25 protein-coding genes and 1 pseudogene are annotated in these 23,750 nt (G+C 63.1%); 9 read left to right on the top strand and 17 right to left on the bottom strand.

Annotated features, from left to right (window positions below; translation table 11 throughout):
* Nucleotides 1–74 precede the first annotated feature (74 nt).
* Entirely contained in the window at nucleotides 75–1,490 is a 1,416-nt protein-coding gene (locus AB4Z38_RS20460; protein WP_441431404.1) for an MFS transporter, read from the top strand.
* Here the strand turns inward: AB4Z38_RS20460 and AB4Z38_RS20455 are convergent.
* The 4 genes from AB4Z38_RS20455 to AB4Z38_RS20440 all read right to left on the bottom strand — a co-directional run bounded on the left by AB4Z38_RS20455 (nucleotide 1,444) and on the right by AB4Z38_RS20440 (nucleotide 5,543).
* Nucleotides 1,444–3,882, bottom strand: coding sequence for an ATP-binding cassette domain-containing protein (locus AB4Z38_RS20455; protein WP_441431403.1), 2,439 nt, complete (start codon nucleotides 3,880–3,882; stop codon nucleotides 1,444–1,446). The two genes, AB4Z38_RS20460 and AB4Z38_RS20455, sit on opposite strands and share 47 nt — an antisense overlap.
* A gap of 57 nt (nucleotides 3,883–3,939) precedes the next feature.
* Nucleotides 3,940–4,299: a VOC family protein gene (locus tag AB4Z38_RS20450; RefSeq protein ID WP_284984128.1), complete on the bottom strand. Its 360-nt coding sequence runs from the start codon at nucleotides 4,297–4,299 to the stop codon at nucleotides 3,940–3,942.
* A gap of 118 nt (nucleotides 4,300–4,417) precedes the next feature.
* A complete protein-coding gene (locus AB4Z38_RS20445) occupies nucleotides 4,418–4,891 on the bottom strand; it encodes an NUDIX domain-containing protein (protein WP_441431402.1) in 474 nt (157 codons plus the stop codon).
* A gap of 19 nt (nucleotides 4,892–4,910) precedes the next feature.
* A complete protein-coding gene (locus AB4Z38_RS20440; RefSeq protein ID WP_441431401.1) occupies nucleotides 4,911–5,543 on the bottom strand; it encodes a TetR family transcriptional regulator in 633 nt (210 codons plus the stop codon).
* Nucleotides 5,544–5,625: 82 nt separating this feature from the next.
* Here AB4Z38_RS20440 and AB4Z38_RS20435 point away from each other — a divergent pair, with 82 nt between their 5' ends.
* Nucleotides 5,626–6,105, top strand: a complete 480-nt coding sequence (locus tag AB4Z38_RS20435) for an SDR family NAD(P)-dependent oxidoreductase (RefSeq protein WP_441431400.1) — start codon at nucleotides 5,626–5,628, stop codon at nucleotides 6,103–6,105.
* Between the two features lie 13 nt (nucleotides 6,106–6,118).
* On the opposite strand, the gene AB4Z38_RS20430 is transcribed toward AB4Z38_RS20435, so the two are convergent.
* The 3 genes from AB4Z38_RS20430 to AB4Z38_RS20420 form a co-directional block, all read right to left on the bottom strand.
* The gene (locus tag AB4Z38_RS20430; RefSeq protein WP_441431399.1) at nucleotides 6,119–6,808 is read right to left on the bottom strand and encodes an ABC transporter ATP-binding protein; all 690 of its coding nucleotides are present in this window, start codon (nucleotides 6,806–6,808) and stop codon (nucleotides 6,119–6,121) included.
* 30 nt (nucleotides 6,809–6,838) lie between these two features.
* A complete protein-coding gene (locus AB4Z38_RS20425; RefSeq protein ID WP_441431398.1) occupies nucleotides 6,839–8,839 on the bottom strand; it encodes a hypothetical protein in 2,001 nt (666 codons plus the stop codon).
* Nucleotides 8,840–8,936: 97 nt separating this feature from the next.
* Complete coding sequence (locus AB4Z38_RS20420; RefSeq protein WP_441431397.1) at nucleotides 8,937–9,230, bottom strand: lactococcin 972 family bacteriocin; 294 nt, start codon at nucleotides 9,228–9,230, stop codon at nucleotides 8,937–8,939.
* A 216-nt stretch (nucleotides 9,231–9,446) separates the two neighbouring features.
* Here AB4Z38_RS20420 and AB4Z38_RS20415 point away from each other — a divergent pair.
* Nucleotides 9,447–9,839 (top strand): annotated as a pseudogene (locus AB4Z38_RS20415) (flagellar biosynthesis protein FlgA); the annotation flags it as partial.
* A gap of 76 nt (nucleotides 9,840–9,915) precedes the next feature.
* Here the strand turns inward: AB4Z38_RS20415 and AB4Z38_RS20410 are convergent.
* A complete protein-coding gene (locus tag AB4Z38_RS20410; protein ID WP_441431427.1) occupies nucleotides 9,916–10,167 on the bottom strand; it encodes a DUF2630 family protein in 252 nt (83 codons plus the stop codon).
* A 160-nt stretch (nucleotides 10,168–10,327) separates the two neighbouring features.
* Between AB4Z38_RS20410 and AB4Z38_RS20405 the strand changes: the two genes are divergently transcribed.
* Nucleotides 10,328–10,939, top strand: a complete 612-nt coding sequence (locus tag AB4Z38_RS20405) for a J-domain-containing protein (RefSeq protein ID WP_441431396.1) — start codon at nucleotides 10,328–10,330, stop codon at nucleotides 10,937–10,939.
* 95 nt (nucleotides 10,940–11,034) lie between these two features.
* Here the strand turns inward: AB4Z38_RS20405 and AB4Z38_RS20400 are convergent, their stop codons facing one another.
* The 5 genes from AB4Z38_RS20400 to AB4Z38_RS20380 form a co-directional block, all read right to left on the bottom strand.
* Nucleotides 11,035–11,271, bottom strand: coding sequence for a hypothetical protein (locus AB4Z38_RS20400; protein ID WP_441431395.1), 237 nt, complete (start codon nucleotides 11,269–11,271; stop codon nucleotides 11,035–11,037).
* The gene (locus AB4Z38_RS20395; protein ID WP_441431394.1) at nucleotides 11,268–12,032 is read right to left on the bottom strand and encodes a RelA/SpoT domain-containing protein; all 765 of its coding nucleotides are present in this window, start codon (nucleotides 12,030–12,032) and stop codon (nucleotides 11,268–11,270) included. Before AB4Z38_RS20395 ends, AB4Z38_RS20400 begins: the two co-directional genes overlap by 4 nt.
* A gap of 150 nt (nucleotides 12,033–12,182) precedes the next feature.
* Nucleotides 12,183–12,575: a nuclear transport factor 2 family protein gene (locus AB4Z38_RS20390; protein WP_441431393.1), complete on the bottom strand. Its 393-nt coding sequence runs from the start codon at nucleotides 12,573–12,575 to the stop codon at nucleotides 12,183–12,185.
* Nucleotides 12,572–13,384 (bottom strand): SDR family NAD(P)-dependent oxidoreductase, encoded by an 813-nt coding sequence (locus AB4Z38_RS20385; protein WP_441431392.1) that lies wholly within the window; start codon nucleotides 13,382–13,384, stop codon nucleotides 12,572–12,574. The genes AB4Z38_RS20390 and AB4Z38_RS20385 overlap by 4 nt, the downstream gene beginning before the upstream one ends.
* Complete coding sequence (locus tag AB4Z38_RS20380; protein WP_441431391.1) at nucleotides 13,381–14,160, bottom strand: hypothetical protein; 780 nt, start codon at nucleotides 14,158–14,160, stop codon at nucleotides 13,381–13,383. The genes AB4Z38_RS20385 and AB4Z38_RS20380 overlap by 4 nt, the downstream gene beginning before the upstream one ends.
* A gap of 161 nt (nucleotides 14,161–14,321) precedes the next feature.
* On the opposite strand from AB4Z38_RS20380, the gene AB4Z38_RS20375 reads away from it, so the two are divergent.
* Together AB4Z38_RS20375 and AB4Z38_RS20370 are read left to right on the top strand one after the other, a co-directional pair.
* A complete protein-coding gene (locus tag AB4Z38_RS20375) occupies nucleotides 14,322–14,768 on the top strand; it encodes a MarR family winged helix-turn-helix transcriptional regulator (RefSeq protein WP_441431390.1) in 447 nt (148 codons plus the stop codon).
* A 141-nt stretch (nucleotides 14,769–14,909) separates the two neighbouring features.
* A complete protein-coding gene (locus AB4Z38_RS20370) occupies nucleotides 14,910–15,212 on the top strand; it encodes a DUF4193 domain-containing protein (protein WP_059389433.1) in 303 nt (100 codons plus the stop codon).
* 54 nt (nucleotides 15,213–15,266) lie between these two features.
* Here AB4Z38_RS20370 and AB4Z38_RS20365 read toward each other — a convergent pair whose 3' ends face one another.
* A complete protein-coding gene (locus AB4Z38_RS20365) occupies nucleotides 15,267–16,772 on the bottom strand; it encodes a CYTH and CHAD domain-containing protein (RefSeq protein WP_441431389.1) in 1,506 nt (501 codons plus the stop codon).
* A 191-nt stretch (nucleotides 16,773–16,963) separates the two neighbouring features.
* Here AB4Z38_RS20365 and AB4Z38_RS20360 point away from each other — a divergent pair, with 191 nt between their 5' ends.
* Nucleotides 16,964–17,632 carry an alpha/beta fold hydrolase gene (locus AB4Z38_RS20360; RefSeq protein WP_441431388.1) on the top strand — a complete coding sequence of 223 codons (669 nt, stop codon included), beginning with the start codon at nucleotides 16,964–16,966 and terminating at the stop codon, nucleotides 17,630–17,632.
* 499 nt (nucleotides 17,633–18,131) lie between these two features.
* Nucleotides 18,132–18,431 (top strand): hypothetical protein, encoded by a 300-nt coding sequence (locus tag AB4Z38_RS20355; protein WP_441431387.1) that lies wholly within the window; start codon nucleotides 18,132–18,134, stop codon nucleotides 18,429–18,431.
* Nucleotides 18,432–18,497: 66 nt separating this feature from the next.
* Here the strand turns inward: AB4Z38_RS20355 and AB4Z38_RS20350 are convergent, their stop codons facing one another.
* The 3 genes from AB4Z38_RS20350 to AB4Z38_RS20340 form a co-directional block, all read right to left on the bottom strand.
* Nucleotides 18,498–18,839, bottom strand: coding sequence for a hypothetical protein (locus tag AB4Z38_RS20350; RefSeq protein WP_441431386.1), 342 nt, complete (start codon nucleotides 18,837–18,839; stop codon nucleotides 18,498–18,500).
* A 173-nt stretch (nucleotides 18,840–19,012) separates the two neighbouring features.
* A complete protein-coding gene (locus AB4Z38_RS20345; RefSeq protein WP_441431385.1) occupies nucleotides 19,013–20,725 on the bottom strand; it encodes an alkaline phosphatase family protein in 1,713 nt (570 codons plus the stop codon).
* Nucleotides 20,726–20,952: 227 nt separating this feature from the next.
* On the bottom strand, nucleotides 20,953–23,127 hold the full coding sequence (locus AB4Z38_RS20340; protein ID WP_441431384.1) for a transglycosylase domain-containing protein: 2,175 nt from the start codon (nucleotides 23,125–23,127) through the stop codon (nucleotides 20,953–20,955).
* Nucleotides 23,128–23,332: 205 nt separating this feature from the next.
* Between AB4Z38_RS20340 and AB4Z38_RS20335 the strand changes: the two genes are divergently transcribed.
* Nucleotides 23,333–23,605 carry a hypothetical protein gene (locus AB4Z38_RS20335; RefSeq protein ID WP_441431383.1) on the top strand — a complete coding sequence of 91 codons (273 nt, stop codon included), beginning with the start codon at nucleotides 23,333–23,335 and terminating at the stop codon, nucleotides 23,603–23,605.
* The last annotated feature ends 145 nt before the right edge of the window (nucleotides 23,606–23,750 follow it).

Raw genomic sequence — 23,750 nt, 5'->3', positions numbered from 1 at the left:
TACGATGGGGTCACTGCCGGTACCCCTCAAGACAGAGTCTCCCTTGTTTTCTGTATGGGCTGTTTCCTTAAACCATGACTCGCCCCGAAACCACTTTTCCGGCTCCGGTTCCTCCCTCGGCCATGGACGATGCTCCCCGGGCACGGCTCACACTCATCATTGCGTCGCTGGGATTCTTCCTGATCACCCTCGACATCCTGATCGTCAACGTCGCGCTCACCAGCATCGGCAAGGAACTCGGGGGCGGAACGGCCGGCCTGCAGTGGGTGATCGACGGCTACACGCTGATGTTCGCCGCGTTGTTGCTGTTCGCCGGGAACCTGTCGGATCGGATCGGCGCGAAAAGGGCGCTGGGATGGGGTATCGCACTGTTCCTCGTCGCGTCCGTCGCGTGCGCAGTCGCGCCGACGTCGGGCGTTCTGATTGCCGCCCGCTTCCTCCAAGGAGGTGCGGCCTCGATCATGCTACCGGCGTCGATGGCGCTGATTCGGCAAGCTTTTCCGGATCTCCGCCGTCGCGCACATGCCCTCGGGATCTGGGCGGTCGGCGGGGCCGTGGCCGGAGCCGTGGGACCCCTTGTGGGTGGCCTCCTCACCACACTGGATTGGCGGCTCGTGTTCGGCATCAACCTTCCCGTGTGCGTCGCGATGCTGGTGCTCCTGGCTTCCGTTGCGACGTCCCCGCGACGGCCAACTCCGTTCGACTGGGCCGGTCAGGCCGCGGCGATCGTTGCCCTGACGGCGTTGATGTACGGCCTCATCACGGGCGGGACCGAGGGCTTCGGCACGGTGCCCGTCATCGGCGGCCTGGTCCTTGCAGCAATCAGCCTCGCGGCTTTCCTTTTGATCCAGGCGCGCGGCCGGCACCCGATGATGCCGCTGGAGTTGTTTCGATCCACCGGCATGAGAATCTCGCTCTCGGTGGGATTCGCGTTCATGGTTGGCCACTTCGGCACGGTCTTTGTTGTCAGTCTTTTCCTCCAACAGCACCTCGGGCTGACTCCGCTTCAGGCAGGTTTCACATTCCTTCCTTCGGCGGCGTTCAGCATCGTCGGCAACATCGTCAGCGGTACCCTCTCGAACCGGTTCGGGACTCGGGTGCCGGTGGTCGTCGGATTGACGTCAATGGTCGTGGGACTCACCGCGATGCGTCTCACGGCGCCGCTGGGATCGCCGCTACTCGTCGGTATCTTCCTGATTTTCACGGGTTCTGGTGGATCGATCGCGATGCCGCAGGTCACCGCCGTCGTACTCGCGAGCGTCCCGAGCGAAAAGGCAGGCACGGCAAGCGCAGTCTTCAATACCTTCCGCCAAGTGGGCGGCGCGGTCGCCATCGCCGTCTTCGGTGCGCTCATCGCCGACCGCAGCAACTTCGTCCACGGAATGCAGACCAGCTTCATCATCGCGGCGTCGCTTCTCCTCCTTACCGCGCTCGCCAGCCTTTTCATCCACTCGCCGAGCGCTGCCGAGGAGAGCCAGCCGTCCCGCTAGCTCTCCCGCCCACGTAGGTCGCCAAGTGCTCACCGGTGAGGGTGGAGCGGGCTGCGACGAGATCGGCGGGCGTGCCCTCGAAAACGATCCGGCCGCCGTCGTGACCCGCGCCCGGGCCGAGGTCGACGATCCAATCGGCATGCGCCATGACCGCCTGGTGGTGCTCGATGACGATGACAGACTTCCCGGAGTCCACCAGCCGGTCCAGCAAGCCGAGCAGCTGTTCGACGTCGGCGAGGTGCAGGCCCGAGGTGGGCTCGTCGAGAATGAGCACGCCGCCCTTTTCGCCCATGTGGGTTGCCAGTTTGATCCGCTGCCGCTCGCCCCCGGAAAGGGTGGTGAGCGGTTGGCCGAGGCTGAGGTATCCGAGTCCGACGTCGGCCAGCCGCTGCAGGATCGCGTGGGCTGCCGGGATCCTGGATTCGCCCGCGGAGAAGAACTCCTCGGCCTCTTTCACCGACATCGCCAACACCTCCGCGATGTTGCGGCCGCCGAGACGGTATTCGAGCACCGATGCCTGGAACCGTTTGCCTTCGCACTCTTCGCAGGGGGTGGACACGGTGTCCATGAACCCGAGGTCCGTATAGATGACGCCCGCGCCGTTGCAGGTGGGGCATGCGCCCTCGGAGTTCGCGCTGAACAGCGCCGGCTTCACGCCGTTGGCCTTCGCGAACGCCTTACGGATCGGCTCAAGCAGTCCGGTGTAGGTCGCAGGGTTGCTCCGCCGTGAGCCCTTGATCCCCGCCTGATCGATCGACACGACGCCGTCCTTCCCGGACAGCGAGCCGTGAATCAGGGAGCTCTTGCCGGAACCCGCGACGCCGGTGACAACGACGAGGACCCCGAGAGGAATGTCGATGTCGACGTCGCGCAGGTTGTTCTCGCTCGCGCCACGGATCTCGAGTGCGCCCGCGGGTTTCCGTGCGGTCTCCTTGAGGGCGGCGCGATCCTCAAGGTGACGCCCCGTCAGGGTTCCGCTGGAACGCAGCCCTTCGAGGGTGCCCTCAAAGACCACCTCGCCACCAGCGGCGCCCGCGCCGGGACCGAGGTCGACGACGTGGTCGGCGATCGCGATCGCCTCTGGTTTGTGCTCCACGACGAGCACGGTGTTGCCCTTGTCCCGCAGTTGCAGCAGCAGTTTGTTCATGCGCTCGATGTCGTGCGGGTGCAATCCGATCGTGGGTTCGTCGAAGACGTAGGTGACGTCCGTGAGTGATGAGCCCAGGTGTCGGATCATCTTGGTGCGCTGCGCCTCGCCGCCGGAGAGCGTACCTGCCGGCCTGTCGAGGGAGAGATAGCCGAGTCCGATCTCAGCGAACGAGTCGAGGAGGTGCCGCAGCCCTTTGAGGAGGGGTGCCACCGACGGTTCGTCGAGACCGCGCACCCATCCAGCGAGGTCGCTGATCTGCATCGAGCACGCGTCGGCGATGCTGATTCCCTTGATCTTGGACGAGCGGGCCGCCTCGGTGAGCCGGGTGCCATCGCATTCGGGACAAGTGGTGAAAGTGATGGCCCGCTCCACGAAGGCACGGATGTGCGGCTGCATTCCCTCCGGGTCCTTGGAAAGCATGGACTTCTGGATCTTCGGGATCAGGCCCTCGTACGTCAGGTTGATTCCCTCGACCTTGATCTTGGTGGGCTCCTTGTGGAGCAGGTCGTGGAGTTCCTTCTTGGTGTACTTGCTGATCGGCTTGTCCATGTCGAAGAATCCGGAGCCGCCGAAGATGCGTCCGTACCAGCCGTCCATGCTGTAGCCGGGGATGGTGAGTGCGCCCTCGGCAAGCGACTTGCTGCCGTCGTACAGTGCGGTGAGGTCGAAGTCGGTGACCGAGCCCCGCCCTTCGCAGCGCGGACACATGCCGCCGGTGATGCTGAAACTCCGCCGCTCCTTCGTCGTCGTGCCACCGCGCTCGAAAGTGACCGCTCCCGCGCCGGAAACCGAGGCGACGTTGAACGAGAACGCCTGGGGCGATCCGATGTGCGGTTGGCCAAGGCGGCTGAAGAGCATGCGCAGCATGGTGTTCGCATCGGTGGCGGTACCGACGGTGGAACGGGTGTTCGCGCCCATCCGCTCCTGGTCGACGATGATCGCCGTTGTGAGTCCTTCGAGCAGGTCCACATCCGGCCGCGCCATGGTCGGCATGAACCCTTGCACGAAGGTGCTGTACGTCTCGTTGATCATGCGCTGCGACTCCGCGGCGATCGTGGCGAACACGAGGGAACTCTTGCCCGAACCGGAGACGCCCGTGAACACCGTCAGCCGGCGCTTCGGCAGTTCGATGCTGATGTCCTTGAGGTTGTTCTCCCGTGCGCCCTGCACGCGAATCAGATCGTGGGTGTCGGCAGTGTGCAGCTCAGGCGACTGCGTGTCCGTGCTCGTTGCCGTGCTCATCGTGTCTCCATCTTTTACGCGGGGTCGTCTTCGCGGTCTTCGTCGGCTTTTGCTTGGCTATTGAGGATCCTGAAGCAGCCCGAGGACGTTGCCGTCGGGGTCGGTCACGGTGGCAACAAGACGGCCGCCCCCGACGTCGCGGGCTGCTTCCTTCAGGGTAGCGCCGGCGGCAGTCACCTCGGCCAGCTTCGCCTCGATGTCCGAAACGTGCCAGTAGGCGACAGGCGAGGTCATGGCCTGCGGTCCGCCTCCCGGAACGAGCCCGATGTGCTGGCCCGCGACGTCGAAGCCGACGTAATACGGCCCGTCGGCCTGTGGCGGTATGCCGAGCAAAGCCGTGTACACGGCCTTCGCCGCGGCGAGGTCCGAAACGGGATGCAGCACGGTCTTGATTCCCTCGTTGGAAGAGTCGCTCATGATCACTCCTGAAGTCATTAGGGGACGAAGCTGGCGTGGACGGTGTTGTCCATGACCGCCATTCTAGGCGCGGCCCGAAAGTGCCGCTTCTCCATTCCTGACCGGTCTGGGAGCAGGCTCAGGCCGCGATCCCGAGGTACCGGATCAACGCGTCGAGGATCGGCACCTGCCCGCTCACCAGTTTGGCGCGGGCAACTGACTCCGTGGCCCAGACCGCGTCGTCGATCTCAGGGTAGCTCCGGACAATGCCGGATCCTCGCGGCCACTCCAGCTCGAAGGTGTTGCTCACGATTCTCTCGGGATCGAAGTCCGACTCCGCCGAGAAAACCGCCACGAGTTTGCCCGAAGGCTGCCGGAAGATGCCCAGCTGGTGATATTCCACGGCGGGTGCTGCAACCCCCATCTCCTCGGCGAACTCACGCTTGGCGGCCACCAGGGGATCTTCGTCTTCGAGGTATTCGCCTTTGGGAATGGACCAGGCGCGTGCATCCTTATGGGCCCAGAACGGGCCGCCCATGTGGGCTATCCACACTTCCAATTCCGCAGTGGAGCTCCGACGGTACAACAGAATGCCCGCGCTTCGAACTGTCATTTGCCCTCCCAGGCATAGGTTATCCGCCGGGTCGGACGGTCGGAACCCGCAGCACTCCCAGGGCCTCTACCAAATACGGGACCGGATCCGCATCCGTCCCGGTTGCCCACTGCATCCACGCCTCGAACGTCGCTCCGAGATAGGCGGCGCACAGATAGCCTGCCGCGCTTTCGCCGATGCCCAGCTCAACGAGGTAAAGCCGCGCGCGTTCCCGCTGTGGGGCCAAGGCATCGTAGCTTCTGCTCGCCAGCTCAGGGTGCTCTGCAATCAGGCGCAGGCGCCCGCGCGTGACGGCAAGGTCAGGGATCGCCGAAGCCCCGGCGATGGCAGCCGCCCGCAGTCCGGCGAGGATGCCGCCGTGGGAAGTGTCGCCGTCGGACGGCTCTGCTGTGCGGGCGTTTTCCAGCACCTGTCCCGAGGCTTCCACCACCGGTTCCATGCCGCCCCAGACGAGGTCAGCCTTGCTGGGGAAGTAGCGGTACAGGCTCTTCCGCCCGATTCCCGCCTCGCGCGCGATGTCCTCCATCGACGTCCGCTCGTAGCCGTTCTCGGCAAAAAGCCGGAGCGCGATGCCGGCCACGGCGTCCGGATCAATTGTCGCCGGGCGTCCGGTGGAGCGCGCCACGGCCGGCTTCGTATGGTCTGAGGGCATCTTTCCAGTATCCACTCTTACATAATGACACGGAGTGTCATAAGGTGGATGGAAAGCCACCAGCACGTTCAGGAGGAACAACATGGGCAACGAAACTGCATGGCAGGAAGCCGCCATCAATGGCCGTTTTGCCGGGAAGACGGTCTTCGTCACAGGGGCGGGCTCGGGCATCGGCCAGGCCACGGCCCTGCGCGTCGCGAAGGAGGGCGGCCGGGTCATCGCCGCCGACATCAGCAAGGAGCGCCTGGACGCCTTGGTGGAGGCAAACAGCGGCCTGGACCTGGTGCCCGTGGCCAGAGACATCTCCACCGAGGAGACCGCTGCCGCAGTCGTCGTTGCCGCCGGCGGGCGTGTGGACGCCCTCGCCACGATTACGAACATCGAGGCGGTGTGGGGATCCCAGCTGGCGGCCGAACGCCTCGGTCCGCTCATGCAGGCCACTGTCCCCACCCCGGCGACGGCTTCCCAGTTGGCGGCGTCCATCACCTTCCTGCTCAGCGACGACGGCACCAACGTCAACGGGGCCATCCTCGCGTCCGACGGCGGTTGGTCGGCGCTGTAGTACGGCTCTTCGTTCAGTCGCTGTAGCCCTCCACCGGCTTGGCCGGCCGCGGATTCGCCTCGACCGCAGAGCCAAGTCGGAGCGACACGTCGCATGCCTTGATGAGCGCCTCGTCATGGGTGGCTATGATGACGGCGGCGCCGCGGGCGGCCTCTTCCTGCAGGAAGCGTGTCACGAGATTGCGGTTGTCGAGGTCGAGGGACGCGGTCGGCTCGTCCGCAAAGATGACGTCGGCGGAGCGGAACATTGCCCGGGCTAGGCCGACGCGTTGTTTCTCGCCGCCGCTCAGAGTTGAAACCTTCTCCCGGGCCCGGCCTACAAGTCCCACCCGGTCCAACGCACTTTCAATGCCCGCCCTGTGGCGCTTCGAAAGTCCGAAGATGGGCATCTGCGAGAGGGCAACGTTGTACTCGACGGATTCTTCATCGATGAGGCCGTAATCCTGGAAGACAAAGGCGGCGTGCTGCTGCCAGAACCGACGACGACGCCGGTCGTCCCAGCGCGTGGCGTCCCGGCCCCCGACGTGCACCTGCCCGCCGTCGACGCGGCGCAGGAGCCCCAGAACATTGAGGAGGGTTGTCTTCCCGCACCCGCTGGGCCCAACAAACGCTAGGGTTTCCCCGGGGGTCGCGTGGACGCTTTGTCCCTTGAGAACGTCCTTGCCGTCGATGGTCACTGTGATGTTCTCTGCTTTGATATCCATTGAGTTCCCTTCCCCGATACCTTCGTTGGCCTACACTCGGCGGGCAAGTAGTTGTGCGAAGACTCCGTTGGCAGACGTGATGTGAAGGAGGCCGCTTATGACCGCGTAGAGCGGGACTGCCGCCAGGGCCCACCAGGCATCGCCACCGCTTCCCGCTCCAAGAGCCAGGAACATCGCGATGGCGACGACGACAGCCAGCGTGCCTTCCCATGCGAGCCGTCGCGCGAGCGACTTGGCCCAGGGCCACCCGGCAGTGCGCTGTACGAAGTGGCGACGGCCCTTGGTAACGGCGTAGACGAGCGCCGAGACGGCAGTGCTCATGGTCAGGGCCAGCAGGACCAGCGTGAAGGAGAGGGTTTTCATGCCTGCAGACTGGTTCTGAAGCTGGCTGTTGTACAAGCCAGCGTCGGAGATACGATCCACCGAAAGGACGACGTTTCCCAAGGGGTGGCCAGCGAGGTAATCCCGTACCCAGCGAGCATCGCTGAATGTTAGGTTTCCGCTGGTGAGGAAGGCGCCAATTGTGCCGTCATCGAAGATTTCTGCCGGATCATCAACTAGAACAATGAGTGGGTTCTCGAAGTGGGCCATTTCTCCAAGTCTGGGAGGCAACCCAGGAAAGTTCTTGTGGCCGGTGTAGCGGTACGTCTTGAACGCGTTCGCGAATCCGTCAAGAGTGCCCACCCTGGTCCAGAGCGGGTACTGACCCTCCAGATGCTCCCTGAGTGCGGCTGGCAGCTGATCTGGGGAAATCCGCTCTGCACGAGTGCCTAACGGATTCCCGGGTAAGGGCGTTGAATCAATGAGGGTTGAAATCGCCCTCAAGTAGCTAGGGTTCACCAGGACTGTGCCGTCATATCCGCCAAGGTCGGTGGACGCTCCTTCGTTCAGCGAAATGATATTCGCGGGTTTGAAGGAATAGGAGAATGTCAACTTGCCGGCGCGGGATGCTGCGACGGCCAAATCGCGCATTTCCGCTAGCCGTCGTTCGAATTCAGTCTCTGAGCCAGTGCTGATCCGGACCGAGACATTGTTCTTCAGGACTTCCCACTGGGCGTTTTTGTTTGAAAGATTCGTCGCTTCGGCGATCGATGCCCCGACGATCGGCAGCGTGACTGTTACGAGGACGAGTGTTGCGCCCTTGAGTACCTCGCTAATCCACTGGAAGTGCTTCTCCGGGGGCTGGCGGGAGGCGATTCCGGAGACAGAAGGCCACGTCATGGCGCTGGCAATCAGGGCGCAGAGCAGCATCACACCCAAAGCCGAGGCTAGGAAGAACGCGCTCGCGAGGGCGAACGGCAGTAGGTAGGACGCCTTGCCTTGGACCGCAACCACCACGAGGGCCGTGAGAAGGCCCCCGCTTGCGGGGAGAACCACGACCTGGACGAGCGAAAGAAGGTCCTCACCAACTACTTTGGCCGCCGTTGCTCCGCACAAGAGCTTGAGGGACCGGGCCCGGGCCCGGAGGGCGTACCACGAGATGACGAGCGCGATGAGCAGGACGAGGCAGGTCAGAAACGTCAACCAAGCTCCGGTAGAAAATACCGCCTGCTGGAGCACCGCGGCGGGGACCTTGGCGATGACAGCGTTCTTGACACCACGAGCATCGAACCATTTGTTGAGCTGCGCCACCGCAGTCTCTGGCCCTGAATAGACGTAGGGGCCGTTGAGGTTGGCGCTGCCAAGTTCGTGGGCGGAGCGTAGCTCTCCGTGCATCCCGGCGTCGAACCACTCGAGCACCCGCGGCGTGTCGGTCGCGTCCTTACCGAATGCATACAGTGAGCGAGCGTTGTAGAAGTCTTCAGGATCGGCCACTATTTTGGCCAGATGAAGCCCTGAGGCATCCGCAAGCGCGTCCAGCTCCGAAATGATTTGGGCTTTGGGCAACCGAGTCTGGGAGAAATCGAGGCTTGCCCTGAACTCGGCGTCGCGCGGAAACGCCTCTTCAGTGGTCTGTATGTATATGCCCGCGAGCACGGACAGGAATATAGCAATTCCAAAGGATGTGACTCGTACCAGGATTTTCAGCATTTACGGCGGTTCCTCACAGAGCGTTGAGTTTCGCCCAGTGGGTCCTGGAACGAGGCCCCACTGGGCTGAACTCAACTGGATTGGCGGGGCTGACGCGCTAGCAAACCCGGTAGTAGTACTTGTTGTTTGTCCAAGGGGTTGCGCCGAGCCAAGAATTCGACCACTGCCCAGGAGAAACATCAATGCTGCGGTTGTTCCCCCAGTCGTTCCAGACTGACGAACCATGGCAGCGGGAGCCATGGAAGTAGTCGGAGTAAATGCCGACGCCATTGAAGCCGTAATTCCAATGGCCACCCTCGACCGGATATTGCGTGGCCGCGACTGCGGTTCCGGCGACGGAGGACAGTGCTCCGGTGAGCGCGAGTCCGGCCAATGCTTTCTTCATATTCATTGAAATCCCCTCAATTCGAATAAGAGATGTCTTTCCACATCTGCTCGGCGTCCATTGGGCCGGGCACCAGCGACCGGACAGGTCTCAAACCCGAGAGAGAGAGATAACCGGCGTGTGAGCAAGGCTACGGGCTGAATCGGCCATTAGGAGGTTGAAGTTCCCGAATTGAGTGGCCCGAAGGGGGAAATTGAGTGGCCCAGAGGAAAATACGCATCCATGTCGTGCATCGCCGATATCAACATGAAGCGTGCGGAAGGGGCCTTCGCCTTCATCATGGTGACCGTTGAAGCCGACGCGTTGGCGGGCCCGGCTCTGGCTAAGCGTGCAGAAGCTGCCGGCGTCGTATATTCGATGGCCTACGGCGACCAGCCCGCGGTCATCATGGAGTTGCTGGACTGGGCGCCTACCAGCGCATTCGACGTGGTCTGCGCGGGCAAGGGTGCCAACTACCTTGATCAGCTCAACCCGTACATGCACACCTCGTTCCGCGACGGTACGAAAGCGGCAATTGAGATGACTGCCGTCGCCAACGGTGCGGGCCTGGCGCCGTCTGACTCCCGGCTCAGCTTCACGTCGGGCAGCGTCGAAGAGATCGCCACGATCATGTCTAGCGTGAACCGCGACCGCAGCTGGATCAGCCACAGCACCCAGGAAGGCGCCGTCGTCGTCCTGTGTTCTCGCAGCTTCAGCCGGTGTAGCCTTCCACCTGTTTTGGGGACCGTGGCTTGGCTTCGTTCGGGTTCTCCCCGTACTGCCTCTTGGCCCGCCGCTGTCGCAGCAGGTCCCAGCACTGATCCAGGTCCTGTTCGATGCGTTCCAGTCTTACGCGGTCAGGGGCATGTGCAGGACCCGGCGGGGCCGCTTCTGCCTTCTCCCGGAGTTCCCGCTCCTCCTCCACCAGCGATTGGATGCGGTGCAGAATGCCCTGTTCGTCCATGGTGACCCTCTTCCTGAACTAGCCGTTACCAGTCAGGTTAGTGAGCTGCGCTGGGCGTGAACAGAGGCCGCGTTCCGTGAGAGCCATCCCGGCAGTGTCCCGTTTGCGGAATACTTGGACGCAGATCCAGGATTTCCGCAAGCGAAGGCGGTGATTGACCGTGAACGGCGAAAACAGTGCGTTCAAGCGCCGGCTGGAGCGAGCCATGGAGCTGCGGAATGTCCGCGCGACCGGCATGACGGCCGAGGAAGAAGCCGAACTTGAGGCCGCCGAGGAAGAGGAGCGGCAGAAGCGCAAGAAGGTGGACGACGCCGCCCGGGTGGAATACCTGATCCGCGACGCCATGGCGCAAGGGAAGTTCGACAACCTGAAGTACGCAGGCAAGCCGATCCCCGGGCTGGGGGAGCGCTACGATCCCGATTGGTGGGTCAAAGGCCTCATCCAGCGCGAGCATCTCAGCGGTCTCGGACCGAAGGCCATTCTGCTCCGCACCGAGGATGCCGAATTGGATGCGAAGCTTGACGCCCTCTACTCGGAAAAGCAGGTGCGCGAGCTGGTGGAGGACTTCAACGCCCGGGTCATTGACGCGCGGCGCCAGCTCCAGGGCGGCCCGCCGGTGATCACGAAAACCCGCGACGTCGGCGTCGAGCTGGAACGCTGGCGCGAGCGCCGGGCGGCGGCCGCCGAGGCAAACGCGGCCAAGGAAGCCGTGAACCAGGAACTTGCTGGCAAGCGACCGTGGTGGCGCCGCATCTGGAACGGATCGGGCTAGGCCGGGGGCTCCCTGATCCAACAACTGCGGTCTGGCACCGCACAAGTAGGGGGGGGCAGCCGGTGCGCAATGGCTGGCCCTATCTTGCTATTGACCTAGATGGCTACGAGGCGTTCCTTGCCCGTGAAGTATCGGGAGTGGGTTCGCTTGATGGTTTCGATGGAGTCGCTATTTAAGGAGGCGATTTCGATCTCTTGGTCGTGGCGTTCGCGTTCAAGGCGAAGTCGCTGCTTGAGCGCCTCGCGGGGCCCGTTGGCTCCCGGGAACTCAGTCACCTGGCGGTCGAAGGTCCGCCGGTTATACACAATCAGGAATCCTGAAATGGTTCTCACCCTCTCTCTTCTCGAATGCTATCAAAAAGACCCTTCCATTCATCAAGGCTGGCTCTGACTTCGGCTTCTTCCGCATCAATGCCTTTCTGGGCCGCTTCGGCGTCAAGATCGCTTTTTTCGAGTTGCCCAAGGACGTGCCGGAATTGTTCCGATGAAGAGTCCAAGCCCTCGGCCTCCAAGCTGCGGAGTATTGCAAGGTTGGCCGCCGTCTGGGCGCCAATCCGGATGACTTCATTCCGTGACACCTCCAGCAGAGCGATCTTGGTCACTGAAATGTCCTGCATCGTCGTGATGAGCGCGTGCAGGGCGGCATCCGCCGGCAGTTCTCCGTAACGGATTTCCCGCCCAAGAACGTCGGCCGCGGACTCATACATGTTGGCCCAAAGTCCCTGTATCCGAGTGCGGACTTGGACCTCCACCCTGACTGGGAGGCGGAGCCAGACGTGAACTGCGCGGTATCCACTGTGCGGTTCTGACCGAAGATCGTGGATGCATCCGGGATCCTGATTGAACATCCCCATGATTGCCCCTGCGACAGCGTCCTGTTCATCCAGCGTCATTTCCGCTTCGAATCGGACGCCTGCGATGTCCTGCACGGCGGGCAACGGATACCGACGGTCCCTGTTCAATTTCTGAGTCAGGGTATCGAGAGTTTTTAGGCGCGAAGTCACGGTGAACGGCCGGCCCGTAAGCAAGCTGTCCCAGTCAAGGGAATCGAGCTTTTCCTGCACGAAAACAGCAACGTCGTTGTAGTACTCCATCACATCTTCGTACTGAGGAAGGTGCGAGGGAACGGATAACCCGTCGCGCAGGCAGTAGCCAAGCTTCCGCAGTTGACCGGAGGTCCATGGATGGGAAGGCGGCCTCTGCGTCCAGTCATCCTAGTCTCGAAGCTGGCACCGAGCCTTCCTTTATCTGGCAGCCGCCTCGGGCTGTGCCATGGATGACAGGTGCAGGCCTGCGAGCTGCCACCGTTCGTCCCGCCGGATCAGGATCTGCGTGACGCGGAACTTCCCGTTGGAGGGATTGCCGCGGTAGGCGGCTCTCTGGTTCTGGATCCCAATCAGGACGGCCGAATCGCCGTAGGAGCGAACGCTGTTGATGTTCCACTCGAACTGTTCGTTGACGAAGGCTGCTTCGCGATAACGCTCGAGCCACTGGACTCGCGTAAGGACGAATCCCAGTGGGCCGACGGCGGTGAAGTCTTCCGCCAGCAGCTTGTCCAGTGCCTCGGCGTCATTGTTTCGTTCGGCTCTTGCCCAGAGAAAACTGAGCTCTTCGATGTGGGAACGGGGTTCACTCATGGCTGGGTTTCCTTCCTGCTGGTGTTGAACGCGGGCGTTCCTGCCAGCCGGCCGCCGTCGACGGCGAGAACGGTTCCGGTGACGAACGATGATTGGTCCGAGCAAAGCCAGAGGGCCGCCGCAGCAACATCGGCCGTGGAGCCGATCCGGCCCAGCGGGACGGCCGCCGCAACGCGGTCCTGGGCGGCCTGGCCCGCTCCTGCAAGCCGCTCCGTGAGGATGGGGCCGGGAGCGATCGCGTTGACCCGGATCCCCTGGGAAGCGTAGTCTAGCGCGGCCACCCGCGTCAGGCCGCCGACGCCGAATTTGCTCGCCACGTAGCCGCTCATGCCGGCGACGCCTTGTTCGCCGGCGGTGGAGGACATGTTCACTATCGCTCCGCCGTGTCCGCTTTCCAGCATGAGCTCTATTTCGTATTTCAGGCAGAGGAACACTCCGCGCAGGTTGACCGAGATTGCGCTGTCGAACTCCGCGCTCGCCCACTCGGCCAGCGGCGCCGGGGTCCGGCCGCCGCCTGCGGCGTTGTTGACTGCGACGTCGAGCCGGCCGGAGCGGTCCTGGATCCGGGTCATCAGGGCTTCCACCGAGTCCTCGTCGCCCACATCCACGGACATGGCCACGGCATTCCCGCCGCCCGAAGTGATGGCGGTGACCTGCCGGGACAAGCCGGCACTGTCACGCGAAGCAAGGACGACGTCGGCACCGGCGCCAGCCAGCGCAGTTGCGATCTCCGCACCGATTCCGCGGCTCGCTCCGGTGACGAGCGCGACCTTGCCGGACAGCGGCCGGGTGGGATCCGCCGTCGTCATGGCGTTGTCCGGCTTGGGCCGTGCGTTTGGCTTGTGCCGTTTATTCGGCTTGCGCCGGGCCCGTGCGCGCCGGGCTCTTGGTTCGCGGCAGCCCGGTTGCGTGGGAGCAGGAAGCCGGCAGCAACCAGCCAGAGAAGGCCGCCGAAGCGCCCGATAGGGAGCAGGAATTGAAGCGGCTCGACCGCCATGGACAGGAAACTCAACTCGGATAGCGCGGCAATGACCAGGCCGGTCCAAGCCAGCCACCAGGGCATGAAGCGCAAGATCAGGGCCGGGACGGCCATGCCCGCAATGAGGAGGCCGATTCCGATGACGAAGCCGACCCCTCCGCTGATGAATGCGAGGAAGGCGAGTGCGTGGGTGAGCATGACATCCGTGGTGATTTCGGGCCGGCTGAGCAGCCAGGTCAGGGAACCCGAGAACATCAGGAAGATCGCTGCGCTGATGCCGCCAAAGAAGCTAATGGCCGGTCCGGGAACGCGCACGCCGAGCCGGAGCTGCCGGGCGTAGACGGTGGCGGCGTAGATGCCCAATGGCACTGCGGAGCCGAATTGGAGCATGCCGCCGACCCGCGTGGCAGCGACGTTTTGCTGGAAGAACGCGGCCACTTGCCCCGGCGGGGCAAAGGGCGAGACGAACGTTTGGCCGCCCGTCAGGATTGCGGACGTGATGAGGCTGGCGAGGAAAATGCCCAGGCTGACGATGGCAAGGACTCCGGGGTGTGGGCCGCCTGAACGGGTTGGACGGCCTTCATCCGGAATCGAACGACTACTCATGGCTGAACCTTTCTCGTCGTGCTGAACCTTTCGTAATTGCATCACTACTGAAATAGTTCACCTCTAGAATTGTTCTGTCAAGCATGTATTCTGAATCCATGGACTTAGCCACACCGGGCCGGCCGAAACGGACCGCTTTTCTCTTGTCGCAGCTAGGCGCCGTGGCATCGTCGCGCTTTGCCGACCGCACGCGGGAGATCGGCCTCACGCCGAGCGACGCCGGTGTCATCCGCCTGCTCGGACGCACCCCCGGGTTGAGCCAGCGCTCCCTCGCGGACAGGCTCGGCGCCGTCCCCAGCCGGGTGGTCTCACTCATCGACTCGCTTCAGGAACGCGGCCTCGTGGAGAGGGTACGCAGCAGCACGGACCGGCGGAACTATGAACTCCTACTTACGGACGCCGGCAAGCGCGTACTGCGGGAACTACGCGGGATTGCCGAGCAGCATGAAGCGGAACTTCTGGCCCCGCTGACAGACGAGCAGATCACGCAACTTGGCGAGCTGCTCGCGCAGCTCGCCACCGGCCACGGGCTGGACCCGGACATCCACCGCGACCTCCACCGCGACCTCCACCGCGATGTCGGACGCGAAGGCGGACGTAAGGCCTGATCGGGCGCTCGAGCGGCGTGCCGCCGTCGGGAGCTGTCATGACGATCGGGACACGATTTTCGCCACATTGTGGGGAATAGCAGCTGCATGGTGTATGTTGCACATTCGCCAGCAAATACACAAGAGAAGAGATAACCCCAGGTGGCAACCGATTACGACGAACTCCGCTCCGACGTCGCGGAATCCCAAAGCACGTCACTTCAGGCCCTGCAGTCTGCCAATGCTCCGGACGCCCGCAGCGTTGTACGGGAGCTGGACGAGGCCGATGCTTTTGAAGGCAACGAGGTACCAGGCGGCGAATTCGTGGCCGAGGAACTGATCATTGCGGTCGTTCCCCAGAAGGAAGACGAGTTCACGTGCTACTCGTGTTTCCTCGTCCGTCACCGCTCCCAGATTGCCCGTGAAAAGAACGGCCACGCCTACTGCGTAGAGTGCGAAGGCTGAGCCTCTGACTCCCAGCGCCGTCCGTCACAATCCCATCACTCACAGTTGCGTTCCTCACAGGGGATTCAAGCGCTTCTTCCTGGCGAGCTTTTCATAGCGGGCCCCGGAGTCCGCCGCTCGCTGCTCTTCGGCAGCGAGCAGGGGGCCATAAGGCGAGTTGTCCTCCACCGATCCGCCAGTGTCGTTTGCGAGTCGGAGCAGCACCGAACGGCTTACGACGCTGTCCTGGTGCTCTCCTAGGATCTTCTGGATCTTTTGGGCGCGACGGGCCAACTTCGCAGCGGGTTTACCGTGGACGTCCTGCAGGGCCTCGGCTGCATGCCGCAGCCGCTTCGCATCTTTGCGGACTTGGTGCAATGCCATGTCGTGTTGTGCGCCAGCCTGCCGGGTCGCCGCCTTCTGGGACCGGCGCACCCGCTTGATCGCTTTCGCAGCGAGCTTTGCCGTGACGGGACGGGCCTTCTTCCCGGCGCGAGGTCTTGTAGGAGGCCCGTCGCGGAATTCCTCAAGCGCGTCCAGTAGCCGGAAATAGCGTTTCGTTCCCAAGGAGCGGAGCATCCCACGGTACCCGGAGTTGAAAGCTGCCTCGAGTTCGTCATTGATCTTGGTGGCAGCTGAAGCGGGCACGACGCCATCGGGTTGGTCATTCAGCAATTCCCCGATCCGGTCGCGCAGCACCTCTGCATCCCGGGCCTTGCCCAGTACCTTGGTCAGCCATTTCAGTTCGGCCTTGAGCTGGTCCCCGGCCTCGGCGTCGAAGAGCTTGCCGTAGGCGGACAAAGTCGAGCGGAGCCTGCGGGCGGCCGAGCGCATGCGGTGAACGGCGTCCTCGGCGCCTTGCCGGACTCCGGAGTCCAGTGCCGTGATTTCAGCGATCTGCGCGGCAATGTAGGCAACCACTGCGTCTCCCGCAGAACCCTTCGGGCGGGCTCTTGGTGGTGTGGGCACTGCGGATGGCCAGGCGGTCCCGAACGCACGGGCCAGTTTTGAAGCATGAGCGGAAGGGGTTGCGCCGGCCCCTGACACAACGCGCTCCGCGCTCTCAAACAGGGCTTCATCGCCGTGGACCAGTTCGATTTCCCATTCCCGCCATTGCCGCTCCAATTGCATCGGGTGCAAGGTCTCAGCCGTCACATGGTCATCCACGAAGTCGGCTAGGGTGACGTCCTCGCTTCCGTGCAGGCGATACAAAGTGCGGCGGGTATGGATCCGGGCCACCGGCTTGAGCTCTTCGCTGCGGGTGAATACGAGGAGCCTCTCCGCCAGCTCCTCGGGAACGGTCTCGGGCTGCCCTAGCGGCGCATGGATTTCCACACGGGTGTCCCGGTCTGGCGGCAGCTTCAGATGCCAGCCTGAATCCGTACCGCCGGTGCGGCGCCGCAAGGTGATGCGGTGCTTGGCAAGGTTGAGGCCGTCCGTGTCGAAGTAGACGGCCTCAAGTTGATGATCTGCGGGGTCAGCGACCTGTTCGACGCCGGTGATGTCCACGAACGCGGGAAGGGGCGTTTCCAAGTCAGCGTCGTACTTGCGTTCTGTTTCCACGGATTCCTGGGTCGACATGTCGTTTCCCGTCCTTCTCGTCTCTGGTCAGCACCTATAGGCATCCTCCCACTAGGCCTCCTGCAGGGAAAGGCCGGACCAAGGCATCTGCAGCGGGTCCCTTGCGGGCACCGCGATCTGGGGAAGAATGTGGGCATGACTTCGACGCCGAACCGTGGTCCGTATGTTGATGACTTCACCGGTGATGCCTCGTGACCGCGTTCGTGCTCGTGCCCGGAGCAGGAGGCTCAGCCTGGTATTGGAGCCGCGTCGTCCCCCTCTTGCGGCAGGCAGGTCACGATGCTGTCGCCGTCGATCTTCCGGGGGACGACGAAAATGCGGGCCTGCCCGAGTACGCGCGTTTGGTTGAGGAGGCAATCAGTGGCCGGAACGACGTCGTGCTTGTTGCGCAATCGCTCGGCGGTTTCACGGCGCCCATGGTGGGTGCCCGGACCGTCGTCGCAGAGATCGTCCTCGTCAACGCGATGATTCCCAACCCAGGCGAGACCCCAGGTGCATGGTGGGACAACACGGGCTGGGAGGACGCGCGCAAGCGTGCCGCCGCGGCCGGTGGTTACGGCGAAGAGTTCGATGTGAATGAGTACTTCCTGCATGACGTTCCACCAGAGGTTGCGTCCGAGGGGGAACCGTACCAGCGGCCCGAAGCAAACGCAGTCTTTGCGTCGAGCTGCGACTTCGTGGAGTGGCCGGCCGTGCCCATCAGGGTACTTAGCGGTGAGGGTGACCGGTTCTTCCCGCTCGAGTTCCAGCGCAGGGTAGCGCTCGATCGCCTTGGGCTTGAGCCGGATGTCCTGCGCGGCGGACATCTCCTTGGGCTTTCGAATCCGGCTGGGGTTGCCGATTACCTCTTGCGACGATGAGTTTTTGCAACGTCAGGGGTCCGATTCCCTAGACCGGAATCGGCCCAAGCCCTAAGATCACTCTGACGGCACCAGCCCTGCGCTGATCGATGTCCGTCGCGGTCTCACCCTCAGCGTGAGCGCCGGGTCCGTTCCGCGACTCCTGGGTCTTCGAACGGACCCGGTCGACCAGCGCTGGAACCACCTATCCGGAGGAGGCCTTCCTATGAATGAAGCCAACAAGGAGCTGGTGCGGCGGTGGCCGTCCGCGTCTTGTCGGAAGGCACCAACCTCGGGCGCCTTAACGACCTTACGGCGATGCTCCAGTTGGGCGTCGTCAAACGGCCCGGGCCGCCCAAAATCGTGGCCGTGTTCCAGCGCGTGGCGGGCCGCCGAAGGGGGAAATGACCGTGTGGCCGCGCCAAGATGTGGGATTGCAGCGATAGTTAGAGAGTAATTACTCGTAGATGGTGACTGCGACCCTCCAACGGAGGATGCTTGATTGTTGGGAGGGAAAATCATGACACGAGATGTGAGTCATTTCGAGCACCTATCGGCGTGGACCGAAAACGACATGAAGCCAGCCGTCGGCAAGTTGTTGCGAGGCGATGGTATGCCTTCCGAGCTGCAGGAAGACAGCCGTCCCTCGCCCTTGGATTTCCAGATCCCTGATGAGCTGGACCGCGCCCTGGAGTCGGCTTCACAATCGCTTAGCCTCACGCCCAGCGAGATCCTGCGCGAGGCCCTGTCCGAATGGCTGGGCAGCCACGGACAGCCGGCCACGGGCCACCATCCGTTCGGGAAGCACACCGCGCTGTAACCTGCGAAGGCCACCCGAGGGCTGGGCATCCACGGCCAGCCCTCGGGTATGGAATGCAAACTGCCTTTAGCCGCCGCAGTACTTGCCGTAATTGGTGCCCGCGTTCTGGTAATCGTTCTTCATGGCATTGAGCTTCGCGGTATCCGGGTTGTCCTTCGAGGACTCGTCCAGGTAGTCCACAAGCGTCTTCAGGGTGGGCTTCAGCTCATCCGAGGACACCGCTTCGATCGGGCGGAGCTGGTTGGCTACGCGGATGGTTCCCGTTTTGTCCGTGGTGTTCGTGGGGTTCGAGATGACGGTCTTGACCCGGCTGCAGGTGTCCGCGGTGCTTAGCTGCTGCGATGCGGAGCAGGCTGAAGCGGAGAGGAGGAGCCCGGCCGCGAGCAGGGTTGTGGTGATTTTCTTCATGGTTCCCTCAGTAGTTGCTGACGTTTGATTGTAAGCAGACGGGGCGTGGAGCCCAATGCGGGCTTAGCCGGCGGAACGGTCCATTTCGTACTGCCCGGGGTCGGATGGGTACAAGGGAGGGGCCCCTCGGCCTTCCGGCTGTGGAACCCCTCCAGTGTTTGAAGCGCGCTGGATCAGCGCTGGGGAAGGGTTTTGGTCCCCTCGATCTGCACTGCCTGCAGCATGTTCGGATCCAGGCCAAGGGTCTTCAGGATGGTCGGTGCAATCTGCGTCGTCTCGACCGCGGTGGTCACGGTCCGGGCGTGTTCGTCGTTGGCGCCGGAGATCACGAGCGGCACATCGCGGTCGTCCGCGCTGGCTCCGCCGTGTTCGGCGATCTTGGCCTTGCCGCCGGTGTAAACCACGCCGGTCTGAGCGATGCCCAGGATGTCCGGGTAGCGGGCATCGCTGGTTTGGGTGCCGAAGTAGTTTGCAACTTCGCTGCCCGCGTAGACCTTGCTCAACCCCGAGGTTGTCACGGTCTTGGCAGTTCCGTTGATGTCGTTACCGGCGGCAGAGTGCGCTGCCAGGTAGTCCTTGGCGAACTGGGCTGCGGCCTGCGAGTGGTCCGAAAGCCACAGCTGCATGATGTCGTCGTCGGTGGAGAACGCCACGAGGTCTGCGGAGCCGGGGTGTGCAGACTTCCACGCCGCGTTCAGGCCGTCGATGATTGCGCTGTCAGGCACCCTCGACAGGGTCGAAGAGTCCATCGGCGACTGACCGTGCTTGGCAGAAAGGATCACCGTGGTGTCCTTTGCGTGGCCCGAAGCCGCCAGTGCGGATTCGAACTTGCCCACGGAAGCGTTGACCAAGTCCAGGGCCTTGCTCAAGAGCGGCCCGGGAACGGTGCCGCCCTGAAGGTAGCCGCCGGTGAGGCCGTCCGACGTCGGGAGCTTTTGTGCCGTCGAGACGGCCTGGAAGTTCATCCCGAAGATCCCCGGTACTGCGGCTGTCTTGGTGCCGGAGTGGTCCTTGCCGTCGATTTCGTTCAGTACGGCCTGGACCTTGTAGCCGTCGTACTGCTGGGTCGCGGCGTTGTCCTGCGTCCAGTCGCCGGTGAACGGAGCGGTGGCCTTGCTGTTGATTTCCGGGGTGAACAGGTCGTCCAGGCCCTTGCCTGAAGGGCCGTTCAGGATTTCGTAGGCCGGGTGCTTGTCCGACCACGCCGTGGTCAGGCCAGCGCTCTTGGCGACTTCGAAGATCGTGTTCACCTTCAAATACTGGTGCGGGTAGACCGGCTTGCAAGTGGCCGGGTCAACCGGGAGGGCGGCCGGGTCAAGGAGCGTGCCGGGCTGTCCCGTCATGTTCAGGATGCTTGCCGGCAGACCAGGCAAGCCTTGGCCGGCGTCGAGCGCGTTCTGGTTCTTGTCCGCGGCTTCGGTGAATGCCACTTCGGCGCCGGGCGCCGTGTTCTTGCAGTCCGTTGTGCCCGCGGGTAGCAGTGCCCGGTTGAAGGTGTCGTCGTAGTAGACGCCTGTGGTCCCGGGATTGCCGCCGGTCAGCTGGCCGACCATGCCCGGGAAGGAATCCGAAGGCACGGGAGTCTGGGCGTGCGTGTAGCTGGTGCCGTGGTTCACCAGCGCCGCAAGGGCCGAGGCCGGGTGGTTCTTCACGTACAAGTCCAGATCCTGCTGGTGGAGGCCGTCCACCGAAAGCAACAAGACATGCTTCGATGTTTCGCCCTGGCGGCCCTGGTCCTTGCTGCTGTCTGATCCCTGCTGGCCTTGGACGTTCTGGCCGCCGCGTGAAGCGTCGTCGGCCATCGCCGGCGCCACCGCGGATCCGGCCATGAGCACGGCCCCCAGGACCGCTGCCGTGGCAAGCCCGTTCTTCTTGGCTGTCTTCATCAAAATAAGACCCTTCGCTATTGCGTTCTTATCGATCGAGAATGCGTCCCCGGATGATTCTTGTTGCGGGGAGGGTCTCCGTCTTGCCGATTGGGCCTCACCGCGGAAACGTTCACGACAGGTTCAATTGCGGGTAGCCGAACTCTTCCGAAACTCACAGGAAATCCGCGTACCCCCGAGGTGGCCGGGGGTACGCGGATTTCGCTACTGGACAGGAATTCTGAAGCTCAGCGCGAAGGAGTTGGCGAAGGTGTCCCCGCCATGGACGCGGGCGGCGCCGGGAACGCCGCGGCCGGATACAGTCCGGCGACCTGCGTCATGTAGTTGGCCCACTGTGGACCGGCCAGCATGTAGCCGTCAATGGCCGTGTAGAACTTGCCGTTGATGGTGACGTTCTGTCCGGCCCGGCTCTGTCCTGCCATGGTGTCGCCGAAGAAGGACGCCGTGGCGAGCCCGGTGGTGTATCCGACCACCCACGTGGAGCCGTTGCTGTTGTTCGTTCCCGTTTTTGCCGCCGTAGGGAACAAGGCCTGGACTTTCGGTTGGATGTAGATGCCCGATCCCCGTTTCAGGACGTCCTGGAGCACGGAGTTGACACCGCGGGCAACCTCGGGCTTGATGGCCGGGTGGCATGAACTGGCTTGGGCGGGCAGCTTCCCGCCGGATGGATCCGTGATGCCCACAACGGCGATCGGCGCGCAATACGTGCCGTCGTTGGCGAACGTAGCAAAGGCGTCGGCCATCACCAGCGGCGATACTTCAGTGCCGCCGAGGAGGTTGCCCAACTGGTGCATGTTCACGGGTGCGTTGTCCACGCCACTGTGGAGACCCACCGCATCGACCACTTTCTGGATGCCGCAGAAGTCCAGTTGGGCTGCCTCGGCAAAGGTTGCGGTGTTGATGGAGTTGTAGAGCCCGTAGTTGACGGGCATCGGGCGGTAGTAGCCCTCGTCGTTGTTGCGGAGGTCGTCAGCCGTACCAAGGCCGGCGATTTTCTGGGCCGTGCTGTAGCCGCCCAGTACCTTCCCGCAGCTGTCTCTCCAGGGGAATCCGAGTGGATAGACCCTCCGCGACGCGTCCACCTCTGTGGTCATGGACTTGCCCTCGTTGAGCCACTCAGTGAAAGTGAACGGCTTCATGGCGGAACCTGGCTGGAACCCTCCGGCTCCGTTGAGGTCATTACCGTTGGCGTCCTTTGAATCGACGTTGAAGTTCAGCTGGGTATCGAATTTTCCGGGTTCAGGAAGAAATACGGTGTTCTGCGCCATCGCCAGGATCTTGCCCGTGCCGGGCTGAACCGAGACCAAGGAGGCGCCCCATTTGTCCGGGTTCGCACCTGCCGTGGCATCGACCTGCTGCTGTGCCACTGCCTGCAGGCGGCTGTCCAAGGTGGTAGTGATCGTCAGGCCGCCGCGGTACAGAAGCTGTTCCCGGTCCGTGACGCTGGCACCGTATGCAGGGTCGTTGAGGATGAGGTGGGAGATGTAGTCGCAGAAGTACACGGCAATGTTCGCGGCGGCGCAGCCCTGCTTCCCCGGCGTGATGTTGAGTTTGAGGGGGGTGGCGACGGCGGCCGCATACGCTGCCTGCTGGATCTTGCCCTGAGCGAGCATGTCGGACAGCACCAGGTTGCGGCGTTGGATGGCGTTGTCTGGATGGACGGAGGGGTCGAAGTAGCTGGGACTGTTGACCAGGCCGGCGAGCAGGGCCGCCTGCGGAAGGCTCAGGTCCTTGGCGGAAACGCTGAAGAAGTGCTGCGCCGCAGCTTCGATGCCGTACGCGTCCCGGTTGAAGAACACGATATTGAGGTAGCCCTCCAGGATCTGGTCCTTCGTGAACTTCTTCTCGAGTTCGACGGCGAGTTTCATCTCCCGCACCTTGTCACCCAGCGTTTTCTGACCGCTGAGCACCACTTGGCCGGTCTGGCCTGCCGCCAAACGGGACTCGTTGAGTACGTTGGTCACGTACTGCTGGGTCAGGGTCGATGCACCCTCGTTGGTGCCCTTGCTGAAATTGGACACTAATGCCCGGAGAATCCCTTGGGGGTCGATGCCGCCGTGCTCGTAGAAACGGCTGTCCTCGACGGCGACAATCGCCTCCTTGATGTAGGGGGACATCTGGTCCAGGCTGACCCGCACACGGTTCTCCGCATAAAAGGTGGCGATTGTCTTTCCGTCTGCGCTGAGTACCTTGGTGGACTGCGACGGCGCGTCGACCACCAGATCACCCGGGAGGTTGTCGAAGTACTGGATCGAACCGCTGACGGCCATCCCGGCCGACGCCACACCGGGGACTACCAGTCCTGCGGCCAGTACGCCGCAAATCGCACTCACCAGGAAGAATCCGAAGACCCTTCGCAGGGCCCTGGCCAAACCACTTTTCGGGTTGTTCTTCGGAGCCATTTTTCCAGCTATCAACCGTGTGTGTTTACAGACTACGCCGCTATCCAAGGCTTCAAATAGAGCCCAAAATCCGTGGCGACACGCCCGCTGCAGTTATGTTCGTCACTTCGCCCGCGCGCTGACCCTATCTGGCGTTTTTCCGGATGCATACTGAAGTTATTCGGGCGCGGTGATGGAAGGCAGGTGGCAGCCGGTGGAGACACTGATGGCTGTTGTGAGGAGCGAGTATTTTCCAGCGGGAGCAGTGCTTGTGGGCGTGGTTTTGTTCTGGACACTCGGCTTGCTCGGCGGGTTGTCCTGGTTGAGCGGAGCACAGCAGCCCTTGGCCATCCTGACATGGATGATCTTCATCTACGGCGTGGTCGTGCTGTCTCCCCTCGCTGGAATCTGGGCCGCAGTCGACCTTGCCCGCCGTTGGTTGCGGAACCGCCAGGCTCGCCGGCAGCAGCTCGGAACGGCGGACGTCGAGTCCCTCTAAGCCTCGATCCACCGGTCAGGTTTGATGGGGCGGGGTGTTTCTGATCTTGGTCCGGGTTCGGTTGATGGGCATGACTGGGTTGCCGGCCTTGCTGCCGGTGGTGTTCCGTGGTCCTGGTTGCGCCGGGTCGGCTGGGTGGTCAGAT

It is taken from the genome of Arthrobacter sp. 2RAF6, assembly GCF_052115205.1.
GTDB lineage: Bacteria > Actinomycetota > Actinomycetes > Actinomycetales > Micrococcaceae > Arthrobacter.
The sequence above is the reverse complement of the archived record's forward strand: the minus strand, read 5'-3'. Positions and strand labels throughout refer to the sequence as shown.

What these genes read in the sequence shown, in the direction of transcription:
- AB4Z38_RS20460 (WP_441431404.1), top strand. Translation starts at nt 75, where the DNA reads ATGACTCGCCCCGAAACCACTTTTCCGGCTCCGGTTCCTCCCTCGGCC.
- AB4Z38_RS20455 (WP_441431403.1), bottom strand. Translation starts at nt 3,882, where the DNA reads ATGAGCACGGCAACGAGCACGGACACGCAGTCGCCTGAGCTGCACACT.
- AB4Z38_RS20450 (WP_284984128.1), bottom strand. Translation starts at nt 4,299, where the DNA reads ATGAGCGACTCTTCCAACGAGGGAATCAAGACCGTGCTGCATCCCGTT.
- AB4Z38_RS20445 (WP_441431402.1), bottom strand. Translation starts at nt 4,891, where the DNA reads ATGACAGTTCGAAGCGCGGGCATTCTGTTGTACCGTCGGAGCTCCACT.
- AB4Z38_RS20440 (WP_441431401.1), bottom strand. Translation starts at nt 5,543, where the DNA reads ATGCCCTCAGACCATACGAAGCCGGCCGTGGCGCGCTCCACCGGACGC.
- AB4Z38_RS20435 (WP_441431400.1), top strand. Translation starts at nt 5,626, where the DNA reads ATGGGCAACGAAACTGCATGGCAGGAAGCCGCCATCAATGGCCGTTTT.
- AB4Z38_RS20430 (WP_441431399.1), bottom strand. Translation starts at nt 6,808, where the DNA reads ATGGATATCAAAGCAGAGAACATCACAGTGACCATCGACGGCAAGGAC.
- AB4Z38_RS20425 (WP_441431398.1), bottom strand. Translation starts at nt 8,839, where the DNA reads ATGCTGAAAATCCTGGTACGAGTCACATCCTTTGGAATTGCTATATTC.
- AB4Z38_RS20420 (WP_441431397.1), bottom strand. Translation starts at nt 9,230, where the DNA reads ATGAATATGAAGAAAGCATTGGCCGGACTCGCGCTCACCGGAGCACTG.
- AB4Z38_RS20410 (WP_441431427.1), bottom strand. Translation starts at nt 10,167, where the DNA reads ATGGACGAACAGGGCATTCTGCACCGCATCCAATCGCTGGTGGAGGAG.
- AB4Z38_RS20395 (WP_441431394.1), bottom strand. Translation starts at nt 12,032, where the DNA reads ATGGAGTACTACAACGACGTTGCTGTTTTCGTGCAGGAAAAGCTCGAT.
- AB4Z38_RS20390 (WP_441431393.1), bottom strand. Translation starts at nt 12,575, where the DNA reads ATGAGTGAACCCCGTTCCCACATCGAAGAGCTCAGTTTTCTCTGGGCA.
- AB4Z38_RS20385 (WP_441431392.1), bottom strand. Translation starts at nt 13,384, where the DNA reads ATGACGACGGCGGATCCCACCCGGCCGCTGTCCGGCAAGGTCGCGCTC.
- AB4Z38_RS20380 (WP_441431391.1), bottom strand. Translation starts at nt 14,160, where the DNA reads ATGAGTAGTCGTTCGATTCCGGATGAAGGCCGTCCAACCCGTTCAGGC.
- AB4Z38_RS20365 (WP_441431389.1), bottom strand. Translation starts at nt 16,772, where the DNA reads ATGTCGACCCAGGAATCCGTGGAAACAGAACGCAAGTACGACGCTGAC.
- AB4Z38_RS20355 (WP_441431387.1), top strand. Translation starts at nt 18,132, where the DNA reads ATGACACGAGATGTGAGTCATTTCGAGCACCTATCGGCGTGGACCGAA.
- AB4Z38_RS20350 (WP_441431386.1), bottom strand. Translation starts at nt 18,839, where the DNA reads ATGAAGAAAATCACCACAACCCTGCTCGCGGCCGGGCTCCTCCTCTCC.
- AB4Z38_RS20345 (WP_441431385.1), bottom strand. Translation starts at nt 20,725, where the DNA reads ATGAAGACAGCCAAGAAGAACGGGCTTGCCACGGCAGCGGTCCTGGGG.
- AB4Z38_RS20340 (WP_441431384.1), bottom strand. Translation starts at nt 23,127, where the DNA reads ATGGCTCCGAAGAACAACCCGAAAAGTGGTTTGGCCAGGGCCCTGCGA.
- AB4Z38_RS20335 (WP_441431383.1), top strand. Translation starts at nt 23,333, where the DNA reads ATGGCTGTTGTGAGGAGCGAGTATTTTCCAGCGGGAGCAGTGCTTGTG.